Origin of the sequence: Streptococcus sp. SR1 (genome assembly GCF_000526075.1) — a bacterium.
In the GTDB taxonomy this organism is placed as follows: Bacteria; Bacillota; Bacilli; order Lactobacillales; family Streptococcaceae; genus Streptococcus; species Streptococcus halitosis.
The window spans coordinates 131,708-144,671 of record NZ_JATR01000013.1 but is presented as its reverse complement, the minus strand read 5'-3'; the positions used below and the strand labels follow the sequence as shown (position 1 = coordinate 144,671).

The 12,964-nt window shown below is 40.3% G+C and carries 13 protein-coding genes; 1 reads left to right on the top strand and 12 read right to left on the bottom strand.

What is annotated here, in order from left to right; genetic code table 11:
• Positions 1-9: 9 nt before the first annotated feature.
• From HMPREF1518_RS03405 to HMPREF1518_RS03390, 4 genes are all read right to left on the bottom strand, one after another.
• Positions 10-651, bottom strand: a complete 642-nt coding sequence (locus HMPREF1518_RS03405) for an amino acid ABC transporter permease (RefSeq protein WP_033584153.1) — start codon at positions 649-651, stop codon at positions 10-12.
• Between the two features lie 147 nt (positions 652-798).
• Positions 799-2,028 (bottom strand): tetratricopeptide repeat protein, encoded by a 1,230-nt coding sequence (locus HMPREF1518_RS03400; RefSeq protein ID WP_033584152.1) that lies wholly within the window; start codon positions 2,026-2,028, stop codon positions 799-801.
• The gene (locus tag HMPREF1518_RS03395) at positions 2,018-3,184 is read right to left on the bottom strand and encodes an AI-2E family transporter (RefSeq protein WP_000400294.1); all 1,167 of its coding nucleotides are present in this window, start codon (positions 3,182-3,184) and stop codon (positions 2,018-2,020) included. The genes HMPREF1518_RS03400 and HMPREF1518_RS03395 overlap by 11 nt, the downstream gene beginning before the upstream one ends.
• A gap of 173 nt (positions 3,185-3,357) precedes the next feature.
• Complete coding sequence (locus HMPREF1518_RS03390; RefSeq protein WP_033584148.1) at positions 3,358-5,334, bottom strand: peptide ABC transporter substrate-binding protein; 1,977 nt, start codon at positions 5,332-5,334, stop codon at positions 3,358-3,360.
• A gap of 176 nt (positions 5,335-5,510) precedes the next feature.
• On the opposite strand from HMPREF1518_RS03390, the gene HMPREF1518_RS03385 reads away from it, so the two are divergent.
• Positions 5,511-6,524 (top strand): lactonase family protein, encoded by a 1,014-nt coding sequence (locus HMPREF1518_RS03385; RefSeq protein WP_033584146.1) that lies wholly within the window; start codon positions 5,511-5,513, stop codon positions 6,522-6,524.
• A 43-nt stretch (positions 6,525-6,567) separates the two neighbouring features.
• Here HMPREF1518_RS03385 and HMPREF1518_RS03380 read toward each other — a convergent pair whose 3' ends face one another.
• From HMPREF1518_RS03380 to HMPREF1518_RS03345, 8 genes are all read right to left on the bottom strand, one after another.
• Positions 6,568-6,987 carry a F0F1 ATP synthase subunit epsilon gene (locus HMPREF1518_RS03380; RefSeq protein WP_000940837.1) on the bottom strand — a complete coding sequence of 140 codons (420 nt, stop codon included), beginning with the start codon at positions 6,985-6,987 and terminating at the stop codon, positions 6,568-6,570.
• Positions 6,988-6,997: 10 nt separating this feature from the next.
• Positions 6,998-8,404 carry a F0F1 ATP synthase subunit beta gene (gene atpD, locus HMPREF1518_RS03375; protein ID WP_000094371.1) on the bottom strand — a complete coding sequence of 469 codons (1,407 nt, stop codon included), beginning with the start codon at positions 8,402-8,404 and terminating at the stop codon, positions 6,998-7,000.
• Positions 8,405-8,489: 85 nt separating this feature from the next.
• Positions 8,490-9,368 (bottom strand): F0F1 ATP synthase subunit gamma, encoded by an 879-nt coding sequence (locus HMPREF1518_RS03370; protein ID WP_000301227.1) that lies wholly within the window; start codon positions 9,366-9,368, stop codon positions 8,490-8,492.
• Between the two features lie 15 nt (positions 9,369-9,383).
• Positions 9,384-10,889, bottom strand: a complete 1,506-nt coding sequence (gene atpA, locus HMPREF1518_RS03365) for a F0F1 ATP synthase subunit alpha (RefSeq protein ID WP_033584144.1) — start codon at positions 10,887-10,889, stop codon at positions 9,384-9,386.
• A gap of 14 nt (positions 10,890-10,903) precedes the next feature.
• The gene (locus HMPREF1518_RS03360; protein WP_033584142.1) at positions 10,904-11,440 is read right to left on the bottom strand and encodes a F0F1 ATP synthase subunit delta; all 537 of its coding nucleotides are present in this window, start codon (positions 11,438-11,440) and stop codon (positions 10,904-10,906) included.
• Positions 11,440-11,934, bottom strand: coding sequence for a F0F1 ATP synthase subunit B (gene atpF, locus HMPREF1518_RS03355; protein ID WP_033584140.1), 495 nt, complete (start codon positions 11,932-11,934; stop codon positions 11,440-11,442). Before atpF ends, HMPREF1518_RS03360 begins: the two co-directional genes overlap by 1 nt.
• A gap of 18 nt (positions 11,935-11,952) precedes the next feature.
• A complete protein-coding gene (atpB, locus tag HMPREF1518_RS03350) occupies positions 11,953-12,669 on the bottom strand; it encodes a F0F1 ATP synthase subunit A (RefSeq protein ID WP_000392938.1) in 717 nt (238 codons plus the stop codon).
• 32 nt (positions 12,670-12,701) lie between these two features.
• Positions 12,702-12,902 carry a F0F1 ATP synthase subunit C gene (locus HMPREF1518_RS03345; protein ID WP_001054551.1) on the bottom strand — a complete coding sequence of 67 codons (201 nt, stop codon included), beginning with the start codon at positions 12,900-12,902 and terminating at the stop codon, positions 12,702-12,704.
• Positions 12,903-12,964 lie beyond the last annotated feature (62 nt).

Sequence of the window (12,964 nt, the reverse complement as noted above, 5' to 3'; positions counted from 1 at the left end):
ACAATCCTCCTATCTGTAATAGCTGTACTTCTTCTCAAGTTTTTTCGCTACAATGGTTACAAGACCAATCATAATCAAATAAATCGCCCCGGCTAAGAACATAGGAACAAGACTAGCATCTCGATTGGCTGCTGTCCGACTTGCCAAAATCAAATCTGAAATCCCAAGGGCATAAACCAATGAAGTATCCTTGACCAAACTCATAATTTCATTAAAGACACTCGGTAAGACAATCTTTGTAACCTGAGGAAGAATGATATAACGAACTGTTGCAAAGGGGCTAAATTTTAACACTTTTGCAGCTTCATACTGCCCTTTGGGTATGGTTTCAATCCCACCACGAAAGATTTCAGCAAAGTAGGCTGCATAGTTCAATACAAAAGCAATCACAGCAGCAGGCAAACGATCTAAACGTATCCCAATGCTAGGGAGAACATAGTAAATAAAGATTAATTGCAAGAGCAAGGGAGTGCCTCGCATCACCCAGATATAGAGATTAATCAGATAATGGAGGGGTTTCCAATGGACTTGCAAGGCAAAGGCGATGATAATCCCTAAAGGAATAGAAAAGATTAAGACAAGAGCAAAGACTTGAATTGTCATACTTGCACCGTTTAACAAACTTGGTAAAATCTCGAATATATAAGACATACTAAACCTCCTAAAAATAATTATTCCCATTATAGCATAAATAAACAATTTAGCAAGAGAAATAGGGGAATAATTCTATTATTTTCAGAAAAAGAAAAACTGTATCTTTCAAAAATGATGAGATACAGTTTTGTATTCTAACAAAGTTTAAAGTATTTCCAGGAGTTCTTGCATCTGAACATCATCTGGAACGAGTTTTAAATAGGCTTCAACTTGTATCTTGGCCTCTTCAAAATATCCCAATTCACGCAATAGATAGCTATACTGCTCCAGAAACTCTGGATTGTCTTTAAGGTCAGATGACAATTCTTGATAGAGCTCATGAGCCTTATCTAAATCCTCGATTTCCTGGTAAGAACGGGCAATCATCCACTTAGTAAGGAGATTTTCAGGTTCTTGACTTTGAAGAGCGATGATATCTTCATACCGCTCTTGTTCCATATAAATCGTTGCAAGGCGAAGGAAAATTTCTTCTGTATCCTCTGCATCTTCTTTTGCAGTAAGGAGAAACTGCTCAGCACCACTAGGATCATGCAATTCATACGAAAACTGAGAAGCAGCCAGTAAGAGCCGAGTTTCAAATGGATTTTTCTCCAAACCTTGTTTAACGATACGAAGGGCCTCTTCCACCTGATGTTCCTTGTGCAATGCTTGACTATAACCATATTCATATCCTTCAAAATCAGGTGAAATGGTATCAATTTGCTTAAAGTAAAGAACAGATTTTTGATACTCTTCTTGGTCAAAGTAAAGGCTAGCCAGTTCAAAGGCAGTTTGGTCATCGTATTCCAATTCTAAAGCTTTTTCTAAGAATTCAGTTGCGGCTTCAAACTTGCCTAACTGGGCATAAGCGTAACCAATTCGTTGATAGGTTGAGACACCCGTTTGCTCATAGATGGAGCGATTGTCTAATTGAGCATAGCCCTGAATAGCTTCCTGATAATTCCCTAACTCGCTATCCAACTCAGCCAAACCAAAAACTAATAAGGCATCATCTGAGTAATTTAAGGCTTCCAGTAACTTTTCACGCGCTACATCTGTCAATCCTTCCAACTGATAGAGGTCAGCCTTCAAGGCCAAAGCCGACACGTACCAGTCACTTTCGGGTGTGATTTCCTCAAGGTAAGCAAAGGCTTCCTCAACATTGCCATCCTCACTAGTAATGCTTGCTAAATTCAGATTCACTTCTGGAAATTCTGAAACGATATGTTGGTAAATTTCTTTTGCTTGAGGATAAAAGCCAATTCCCTCTAGATAGCTTGCTAGTTCATAGAGAACTTCACTTGAATCTGTTTCGAGGGCTTTGTGAAAATACTGATCCGCTTTGGTTAAATCCTGTTCATCCAAAGCCTGGAGCATGCGTTGACTATTGTTCACTCTTGATTTCCTCCCCTTCTTCTTCATACAGACCGCTGACTTTTTTATACCAGTTAAAGATAGCTGAGATAACGACCTTGGCAGAAGCATAGACAGGAATTCCCAGCAAGACTCCCCAAATACCAAACATAGAACCTGAAGTTAGGAGAACAAATAGGACATTTATCGGATGGATGTTTAACTGACTACCTAAAATAAGCGGAGAAACGAAGCGACCTTCAATCGTTTGTTCAACAATAAAGACAATAATTACTTTCAAAAGCATCACAGGTCCTGCTATCAAGCCCAAAACCAAAGCAGGCAACATCGCTAGAAAACTACCTAGATAAGGTACTAGATTAAGGATACCAGCCGTGATCCCTAGAGTCACAGCATATCTGAGACCAATAATCTTAAAGAAGATAATAAACATAATTGCCACGATAATAGCAACTGTAACCTGCCCTCTAACATAGTTTGACAACTGTTTATTAACATCTGACAAAACTTGTCCGACAGGTTCTTTTAACTTGTTTGGGATGAATTTAGTCAGGTAATCTCGCAAGCCTTTCCCATCTCTCAAAAGATAAAAGAGCATGAAGGGTACGATAATAACCGCAACAATGACCTGGGAAACGCTACTGATAAAGGCGCTAACCCAGTTAACAGCTTGAGAAGAGATTTTGCTGGCCCACATGGTCGCCTCACTAGAAACATTGGAAAGAACCTGCTCCAACTGTGGTCTAAAATCATCTGGCAAGCGTTTGGTTACAAGGTCATTGATCACCTTATCAGCATCTTCCAGGTATGTCGGCACATTCTTCGCAAAATTTAAGACTTGACGTTGCAGATTAGGAATTGCGACTGCCAGCCCCCAAATGATAAAGAGTCCAATAATAACAAAAACAATACTAATGGCAAGGACACGATTGATCTTGTGCTTCTCCATCCAGTCCACAATCGGATTGAGGAGGTAATAAAGTAAACCAGATAAAATAACTGGCAACATGACAACTCCTAGAAAATCCAAAACTGGTAAAAAGATAAAACTAATCTTACTTAGAATAAAAATGTTTAGCCCCAGTAACAAGGTTACTAAAAATACAGTGATGGCTTTATTATCCAAAAACCACTTGAAGAACCAAGATAGGCTAAAATGTTTCTCTTTATGTTCCATAAATACATCCTTTCTGTCATCCTCTCATTATACCATTTTTAGACTAAAATAACTCTTTTTTAAAGTGCTTACATGAATAGACAAAAAGAAAAATCTCCTCTATTGAACTGCACCCCAAAAGTTAGATTTTTCTGTCTAACTTTTAGGGTGCAAATCAAATTGAGGAGATTTATTTAATCTTTAATATGACTTGATAGTTGTTTTTGGTATTCTTCGTTTGATTTTGCTTTTTCTTCAGCAAATTTCTTGCGGAATTCTTCCATTTCTTTACTTGTCACAATCTTATCTTGAATCTTCAGATATTTATAACTGTTTTCGCCTGTTTTATCGCCGACCCAACCATCTGCTCCTGTTCCTGGAACTTTCTTTGTAACAAGCATTTGGGCACCATCAGAGTTAACAGGGATGATCAAAGCACTGTCTGTCAACCATGCTTGAGCTTTAGCATATTTTGAATAGCGTTTTTCGAGATCTGTTTTCTCACTGTTAGCATCATCAAGTAATTCTTTGTATTTATCCAATCCTACTGCCTTAATGGCTGAACTATCTGATCCTGGTGCAATACCAAGTGCTCCAAGAAGAGTTGGTCCAGATGTTGGATCAAATGCATCAAGATAGGTTGATGGATCTGCATAGTCTGGGCTCCATCCACTGTTTGGATTGATATCCCAGTCGATATTGTCTTTTGAAGTTGCAAGAACGGTCATACTTCCCAATTCATCATCAGAAACTTGTTGGATATCAACCACTACATTTTCAGCTCCAAGAGCTTCCTCTATTGATTGTTTATACGATTGAGCTTGACGTACAAAATCTGTTTGAGTAGAGGATACTGGCAAGTCCAAATGAATAGGGAACTGAACACCGTCGGCTTGAAGAGTTTTCTTAGCCGCTTCAAGTTTAGTTTTAGCTTTCTCTACATTATGAAGTGAATCTTGTGCATCATCTAAGCTAACATCGCTCCAAGCAGTATCCAACTTGTCAAGTTCTGTTTTTGTTACTTGACCAAAAGATTGATCCCCAATTTGAACAAATGTTGGAGGTGTAAAGCTAGTACGTAATTTACGAGGGGCAACTTCATCACCAAATACTTGAGAGACAGCAGCCTTACGATCTGCTCCAAAAGCCAAGGCTTGGCGGAAATCTTTGTTCAACAAAGCTTTCTTAGTAGATGTCTTTTCTTCGTCCGTTGTTTTAGAAGTATGGTTATAGGCTACACGGTCAATATTAGTTGAAATGTAGTAGCTACCTCCTCTTTGTTGACCATACACAATGTTGTCTTTGTATTTTTCTTTGAATCGCTCATAGTTTGCAGAATTCTTAAAGAGGGGAGCTGCTGGGTAGTGGCCTTCATCAAAACCACGACCAAGAGAGTCTGCATCTTGACCATCAAAGAAGGTCAATTTTATATCATCAATGAAGACATTTCCTTTATCCCAATAGTTTTGGTTTTTTGTCATCTCGATTGAAGATTTCGATGTGAGACCTTTCAGAAGGTAAGGACCATTGTATAGAATACTTGTAACATCAGTAGGTTTACCAAAATCATCCCCCTTAGAGGCTAAAAAGTCTTCATTGATTGGTGCTAAAACACCCATCGTTGTCTTGGAATTCCAGAAAGATTCAGGATTATTAAGCGTATAAACAAGAGTATAATCATCTGTCGCCTTAATTCCAACAGTAGAAAAATCATTTGTTTTTCCGTTAATATAATCATCCAACCCTTTGATTGAATCCTGTACGAGATAGAGGGCTTGTGATTTCTTAGCGACAGCATGTTTCAAACCTGTCACGAAATCCTGAGCCTTTACTTCACCATATTCTTCGCCTTCATTAGTGTACCACTTAATCCCTTTCCGGATTTTATAGGTGTAAGTCAAACCATCTTTAGAAACACTCCAGTCCTCTGCTACAGAGGGCACAAGATTTCCATATTGGTCATTCTCAAGCAAACCATCGATGACATTCCCAGTCACCTGTTTGGTACTGGAATTTCCAGAAACTGTATAGTCCAAAGTTGCAGGATCCGATGAGAAGACATAAGTATAAGTCACAGGTTGGTTGGCATTTTTACCACCAGACGAACAAGCTGCTAGTAGTGCTGATGACAACACTGCTACTGCAGCCGTTAGAAAAATACGTTTTTTCATAAGACACTCCTTTAAATCAAATATATGATTATTATATCACTTTGATTTTTGAAAGCAAGGTAAAAACTAAATAAATCTTCCTAAGATGTTTTCTGTAATTTTCAAAAAATGATGAAAGTCAGTTAAGAATTTCATTTTGTGGTATAATAAATTTATCATTATTAAGAGGTATGGACATGAAAGAAACTGTTTATTTTGGAACTTACACTCGTCGCTTATCTAAAGGGATTTACAAAGCTGATTTTAATACAGAAACAGGCCAGCTTGCAAATCTTGAACTCTTTGCTGCTGAACCAAGTCCGACCTACCTTGCCTTTGACCAACAGCAACACTTATACACCGTAGGGAGTCAGGATGGTTTGGGTGGAATCGCTGCTTACAAGGCAGATGGCACTTTGTTAAATCATGTAGTGGAAGAAGGCGCTCCTCATTGTTATGTGGCAGTAGATGAAAAACGTGGTCTCGTTTATGGGGCCAACTATCATAAAGGTCAAGTTCTAGTTTATAAACGTCAATCGGATGGTAGCCTCATCCAAACAGATCTAGATCAGCATAGCGGACAAGGTCCTCATGAAAACCAATCTTCCCCACATATACACTTTACGGATCTAACACCTGACCAATATCTCGTCACATGTGATCTAGGAACGGATGAAGTAACGACCTACGATGTTAGCCCAGAAGGAAAACTAAGTAAACTCTACACTTATCACAGCCAAGCTGGAGCAGGTGCTCGCCACATCGTTTTCCATCATCATTATAAGATTGCCTACCTCATCTGTGAACTCAACAGTACCATTGAAGTCTTGATTTACGATGGTGTTGGTGAATTTGAACGCATGCAAGTCATTTCGACTTTGCCAGATGGATATGAGGGATTTAATGCTACTGCTGCCATTCGTCTTTCAAAAGACGGTAAATACCTCTATGCATCCAACCGAGGTCATGATTCCATTGCAGTATTTAGCATCCTAGCTGATGGTAGTTTGGAATTATTAGAGATCGTTCCAAGTCATGGTAAAACACCACGTGATTTTGATATCACACCTGATCAGGAATTTTTGATTGCTGTTCACCAAGATTCTGATAATGCAACGGTCTTTAAGCGCAATCCTGAAACTGGTCGATTAGCTGAGCTTTCTAACGATTTCCAAGTTCCCGAAGCCGTTTGCATCACATTTAAACATTAATGTAAAATAAAAATGAACTTGCTTAAGCAAGTTCATTTTTATTTTATAGTTTATTTCCGACATTGATACGGTTAATGGCACGTTGTAAAGCAACCTTAGCTCGCCGTTCTTGGTCAATCAAGTGTTTATCTTGTGCTTCTTCAATCTCACGTTCAGCACGAAGTTTAGCACGTTGGGCACGGCTAATATCGATATCACGAGCACGTTCTGCTGAGTCTGCTACAATAGTAATGATGTCATTGGCAATCTCGATAATTCCTCCGTTCACTGCAATCCAGTTCACATGAGTATCGTCATCGATTCGTTTTACCTTTACTTCATCAACCGCTAAAACCGCAATCATATTTTCATGTCGTGGCAAGATCCCCATCTCACCATCCAGAGTTCGTACCGATACAAAGCTGGCATGGTGATCATAGACGAGGCCATCTGGTGTCACGATCTGGACAGTTAAATGAGCCATAGATCACCTCTTAAAATCCCATTTTCTCAGCCTTAGCAATGACGTCTTCGATTGAACCGACACCACGGAAGGCATCTTCCGGTAGATGGTCATGTTTTCCTTCAAGGATTTCCTTAAAGCCGCGAACTGTTTCCGCTACTGGTACATAAGAACCAGGTTGACCAGTAAATTGTTCGGCAACGTTGAAGTTTTGAGACAAGAAGAACTGGATACGACGGGCACGAGCAACCAAAGTCTTTTCTTCATCAGAGAGTTCATCCATACCAAGGATAGCAATGATATCTTGCAATTCATGGTAACGTTGAAGGACACGTTTGACTTCAGCAGCAACTGCATAGTGCTCCTCACCAACAATCTCAGGTGCCAAGGCACGAGAGCTTGAAGCAAGTGGGTCAACGGCTGGGTAAATCCCCAACTGTACCAACTTACGTTCCAAGTTAGTTGTTGAATCCAAGTGAGCGAAGGCCGTTGCTGGCGCAGGGTCAGTATAGTCATCCGCTGGCACATAGATAGCCTGGATAGAAGTTACAGAACCCTTCTTAGTTGAAGTGATACGCTCTTGCAATTGACCCATTTCCGTAGCAAGGGTTGGTTGGTAACCAACGGCTGAAGGCATCCGACCCAAAAGGGCAGATACTTCTGAACCAGCTTGGGTGAAACGGAAGATATTATCGATAAAGAGAAGCACATCTTGGCCTTCTACATCACGGAAATATTCGGCGATTGTCAAGCCAGTAAGGGCAACACGCATACGTGCTCCAGGTGGTTCATTCATCTGACCAAATACCATGGCTGTTTTCTCGATAACACCTGATTCTTTCATTTCCCAGTAAAGGTCGTTCCCTTCACGAGTACGTTCCCCAACACCGGTAAATACTGAAATACCACCGTGTTCTTGGGCAATATTGTGAATCAATTCTTGAATCAAGACGGTTTTACCAACTCCGGCACCACCGAAAAGTCCAACTTTACCACCTTTTAGGTAAGGGGCAAGAAGGTCGATAACCTTGATCCCTGTTTCCAAGATTTCAGATGAGGTAGACAATTCATCAAAAGTTGGAGCTTTCTTATGAATTGGCTGACGCTCAGCGTCTTCAGCGAAAGGAGCATCCAAGTCGATGGTATCTCCCAAAACGTTGAAGACACGTCCCAAAGTTTCTTTACCTACTGGAACAGAGATTGGACGGCCTGTGTCCAAAACTTCCATACCACGAGTCAAACCATCTGTTGATTCCATGGCGATGGTACGAACCATACCATCACCTAACTCCAAGGCTACTTCAAGGACGATTTTTGTTTTTCTTTCGTCATTTTTGTAGACGACAAGTGCATTATTAATCTCAGGAAGTGTTTCCCCTGCTGCGAACAAGACGTCGACAACGGGTCCAATAACCTGAGCAATTTTACCTGAACTCATCTCCTTCTCCTATTCTATATAAGATACTGTCGGTTCCTAGTTCAACTAGGGCCTAAGTTCATTTTGATATGAGGGAGGCAAAGCCTTATTCTAAGGCACTAGCCCCCGCTACAATTTCTGTAATTTCTTGTGTAATCGCCGCCTGTCTGGCACGGTTATACTGGATTGTCAAATCATTGATGACTTTCTTGGCATTATCAGTCGCCGTTTGCATGGCTGTCATACCTGCAGCATTCTCAGCTGTCTTGGCATCAATGATAGCCCCGTATATCATACTTTCTGCAAACTGAGGTAACAACTGCTCTAGAATCTCATCACGACTCGTTTCCAACTCAAATGTCAAGCTATACTCTTCATCCGCTTCATTTGGATCTAAGTCAACGATTGGAAGCATTTGTTCTACACGCATTTGACTTGTGAGAGTATTGACATGATGATTGTAGCAGACGTATAATTCATCAAAAAGTTCGTTTTGATACATTTCAATCGTTTTTGAAATAATTTTACGAACTTCATCAAAACTAGGTTGATCTGCCAAGCCACGTAGTTCATAGATTGGCTGAATACCACGAGCCTTAAAGAAATCAGCTCCCATCCCACCGATACAGATGATCTCAAAACCTTTACCATCTGGATGGTATTCATCTTTCAACTCCATAACGGCTTTAAGGATGGAAGCATTATAACCTCCAACCAAGCCACGGTCTGAAGTGATAACGATATAGCCTGTTTTCTTAACTGGGCGACTGATGAGCATCGGATTGGTTGAACCACCAGATCCGTTACCATGCAGAATATCCGTCAAAAGCTTACGAACTTTCTGAGCGTAAACTTGGAAGTTGCGCGCTGCTTCTTCAGAGCGACCTAGTTTAGCAGCCGATACCATTTGCATGGCATTAGTGATTTGACTAGTATTTTTTGTTGAGGCGATTTTTGTTTTAATATCATTTAGAGATACTGCCATCTGACACCTCTATTCTTATTGGAAGCTGGATTGTTTGAGAAACTCTGTAATCGCAGCATCCAAGACTGCTTCTTCTGGCAAGTCTTTTGTTTCACGAATAGTTTCCAAAATCTCTGGATGTTGTGCATCAAAGAAATCATGAAACTCTTCCTCAAAACGAACAATGTCATCTACAGGAATCGTATCCAAGAAACCATGTGTCAAAGCATAGAGAATGGTTACTTGTTTCTCAACAGGTAGTGGTTTATGAACAGGTTGTTTCAATACTTCTACAGTACGACGTCCACGGTTCAACTTAGCCTGTGTTGCTGCATCCAAGTCAGAACCAAACTTAGTGAAGGCTTCCAACTCACGGTATGAAGCAAGGTCGATACGAAGTGTACCAGCAACCTTTTTCATGGCTTTGATTTGTGCAGAACCACCTACACGGGATACAGATGAACCCGCATCGATGGCTGGACGAATACCCGCATTGAAGAGACCATCACCGAGGAAGATTTGACCATCTGTGATTGAAATCACGTTGGTTGCGATATAAGCAGAGATATCTCCTGCTTGTGTCTCGATAAATGGTAGAGCTGTGATTGAACCACCACCAAGTTCATCAGAAACTTTAGCTGAGCGCTCAAGCAAACGGCTGTGGAGGTAGAAAACATCCCCTGGGAAGGCTTCACGACCTGGTGGACGACGAAGCAAGAGAGAAAGTTCACGATAAGCGACCGCTTGTTTTGAAAGATCATCATAAACGATCAAAACATGCTTCCCTTGGTACATAAACTCTTCTGCCATGGCAACCCCAGCATAAGGAGCTAGGAAGAGCAATGGAGAAGGTTGTGAAGCAGAAGCTGTCACAACGATTGTGTAGTCCAAGGCACCGTACTGACGAAGTGTTTCAACTTGCGTACGAACAGTTGACTCTTTTTGTCCAATCGCTACATAGATACAGATCATATCTTGACCTTTTTGGTTCAAAATAGCATCAATAGCGATGGTTGTTTTCCCTGTCTGACGGTCACCGATAATCAACTCACGTTGACCACGACCAATCGGAACAAGGGCATCAATAGCTTTCAAACCTGTTTGCAATGGTTCTGATACAGACTTACGTTGCATAACACCAGGAGCCGACGCTTCTACTGGACGAGACTTATCAGTATGGATTTCTCCAAGACCGTCAACTGGACGACCAAGTGGATCCACAACACGTCCAATAAGGCTCTCACCAACAGGAACTTCCATGATTTTACCTGTACGACGAATGGTATCGCCTTCACGAATATCTGTAAAGTCACCTAGGATGATAATCCCAACGTCTGTTGACTCCAAGTTTTGCGCCATCCCATAAGAGCCATTTTCAAAAATCAACAGCTCTCCACTCATGGCATTTTCAAGGCCGTGAGCACGCGCAATTCCGTCCCCGATATAGGTTACAACACCTGTTTCAGATACATCAAAATTGGGTTTGAAATTTTCAATTTGTTGCTTAATTAAAGCGCTGATTTCTTGTGCGTTAATTGCCAAAAGAACACCACTTTCTATTTCAAATTTTCTTTAACAACTCGAAGTTGTTGTTTAATACTCACATCAATTGTCTTGTGATTAGCAAAAATGACAAAACCACCAATGAGTCCTTCATCAATTTGTTCTTTGACGCTCCGCACTTTCAGAGACATTTTTTTCTCTATCAATGGGAGCAGACGTTCCTTCTGTTCATCTGTTAAAGGATGGGCTGAAGAAATAGTTACTACAAAACGATTGGTCTCTTTTTCAAGGCGATTCAAACAATCTGCAATTACTTCATAAAAAAGATTTGCTCTGTGATTGTAAACCAGAACTTGAATAAAGTTTTGCATTAAAGGTGAGACAGAGTCTTGAAAGAAACCAACTGTTTTTTCCTTATCAGACTCATCAACTGCCACCTGAGCTAAAAAAGAAGGTAAGCCCGTTTCTTCTGCGACTTGCTTGATTTGATCCAAGTCTGAAAAAATCCGGTCCTCTTCTCCTTTTTCAATCACTAATTGGACAAAAGGCATGCTGTATTTTTCAATTACCTTTGCTGTCTTCTTGTCCATTAGGCTTCTCCTAGCTGATCGATATACTGATCAATGAGTTCCTTATGGGCATGACTGTCAAGGTTTTGTGAGATGATTTTCCCAGCTAGACTAACTGTCAAATCTGCCACCTCGCCCTTAACACTTTGTAAAGCATCAGCTTTATTTTGAGCAATTTCTTGGTTGGCTTTTTCTTTTAAGCGCCCTGCTTCAAGTTTAGCTTCGGCTAAAATATCGGCTTTACTTTTCTCAGCAGTTCCCTTTGCATTCTCGATAATCGTTTTAGCTTCGGTACGGCTACCTGCTAACTCAGCTTCACGTTTGTTAGCTAGTTCCTCAGCCTTTTTACGGGCTTCCTCGGCACCATCAATATCTGAAGAAATCTTTTCAGCACGTTCATCCAAGATGCTGGAAATATTTCCCCAAGCATATTTTTTCACTAAAAAGATCAATAAAAGGAAGGAACCAGCGATAAGAATAAAGTCACCGATAATGGTACTAATAGTTAAATCCATCTTCTAATCCTCCTCTACTTACTCTTCCCCTTCATTTATTTTTTTACCAATGTACATAGATGACAACATGGTAAATACATAAGCCTGAATACATGAAATGAAAATTGAAAAGGCTGTCCATAACATGTTTGCGATAAAGGCAAAAGGATACCAATACAAAGCATTTTGTGACAAGGCTAATAGCAATCCAGCTAAGACCTCACCGGCAAAAATATTTCCGTAGATCCGAATCGCCAAGGAAGCAAAATTGGTGAACTCTTCTAAAATGTTCATCGGAGTCATAAAGCCAGGTGTAACAAATGCTCTCAAATATTCTTTAACGCCTCTACGACGAACTCCTTCTACATGGGCGATCAAAGTGATCAAGAATGATAGGGATAAATCGTATCCAAGGTTGGCTGTTGGGGAAGTCCACAAGTTATAACCGTTTGTTGTTTGTACTTTTGCCATTAAGCCGATATTATTGGCAACCAAGATAAACAGAAATAGAGAAAACAGAAATAAGGAATAATCCTTGATGTATGATTCTCCAATGTTTGGTTTGGTAAAACCAATCACAAAGTCGTAAATCATCTCAAGAGCATTTTGTTTGCCCTTTGGACGGATGGTCATTTTACGACTTGCCCAGTAGACAAAGGCAAAAACCATCAAAACAGTTACAAGAGACATGGCAAGCAGGGTCAAATCAAAGGATATTGGTCCAATATTAACGGTTGGATTCAAACTTTCTTCCATGGTTTGACACCTCCATTTCTAAATAGAGTTGTCTATTTAATGACAAATGACATCGCCAAGGTTACAAAGAATGTTCCTTCGATAAAGGCAATCCCCATGATCATCAAACTACGCAATTGTGGGATGATGTCTGGTTGGCGTGCTGCAGACTTGAACAAACCGTTCATCAAAAATCCTTCTGCAAGAGATACACCCATACAGGCAAGACATAGACCGAAAAATGTTAAATTCATGATGAATTCTCCTTTTATTTAAAATTTACTTACTTAGTTTAGTCCTAAAATTTGTTTTTGTC

What these genes read in the sequence shown, in the direction of transcription:
- HMPREF1518_RS03360 (WP_033584142.1), bottom strand. Translation starts at nt 11,440, where the DNA reads ATGGACAAGAAGACAGCAAAGGTAATTGAAAAATACAGCATGCCTTTT.
- atpB (WP_000392938.1), bottom strand. Translation starts at nt 12,669, where the DNA reads ATGGAAGAAAGTTTGAATCCAACCGTTAATATTGGACCAATATCCTTT.
- atpF (WP_033584140.1), bottom strand. Translation starts at nt 11,934, where the DNA reads ATGGATTTAACTATTAGTACCATTATCGGTGACTTTATTCTTATCGCT.
- HMPREF1518_RS03385 (WP_033584146.1), top strand. Translation starts at nt 5,511, where the DNA reads ATGAAAGAAACTGTTTATTTTGGAACTTACACTCGTCGCTTATCTAAA.
- HMPREF1518_RS03345 (WP_001054551.1), bottom strand. Translation starts at nt 12,902, where the DNA reads ATGAATTTAACATTTTTCGGTCTATGTCTTGCCTGTATGGGTGTATCT.
- atpD (WP_000094371.1), bottom strand. Translation starts at nt 8,404, where the DNA reads ATGAGTTCAGGTAAAATTGCTCAGGTTATTGGACCCGTTGTCGACGTC.
- HMPREF1518_RS03370 (WP_000301227.1), bottom strand. Translation starts at nt 9,368, where the DNA reads ATGGCAGTATCTCTAAATGATATTAAAACAAAAATCGCCTCAACAAAA.
- HMPREF1518_RS03380 (WP_000940837.1), bottom strand. Translation starts at nt 6,987, where the DNA reads ATGGCTCATTTAACTGTCCAGATCGTGACACCAGATGGCCTCGTCTAT.
- HMPREF1518_RS03395 (WP_000400294.1), bottom strand. Translation starts at nt 3,184, where the DNA reads ATGGAACATAAAGAGAAACATTTTAGCCTATCTTGGTTCTTCAAGTGG.
- HMPREF1518_RS03405 (WP_033584153.1), bottom strand. Translation starts at nt 651, where the DNA reads ATGTCTTATATATTCGAGATTTTACCAAGTTTGTTAAACGGTGCAAGT.
- HMPREF1518_RS03390 (WP_033584148.1), bottom strand. Translation starts at nt 5,334, where the DNA reads ATGAAAAAACGTATTTTTCTAACGGCTGCAGTAGCAGTGTTGTCATCA.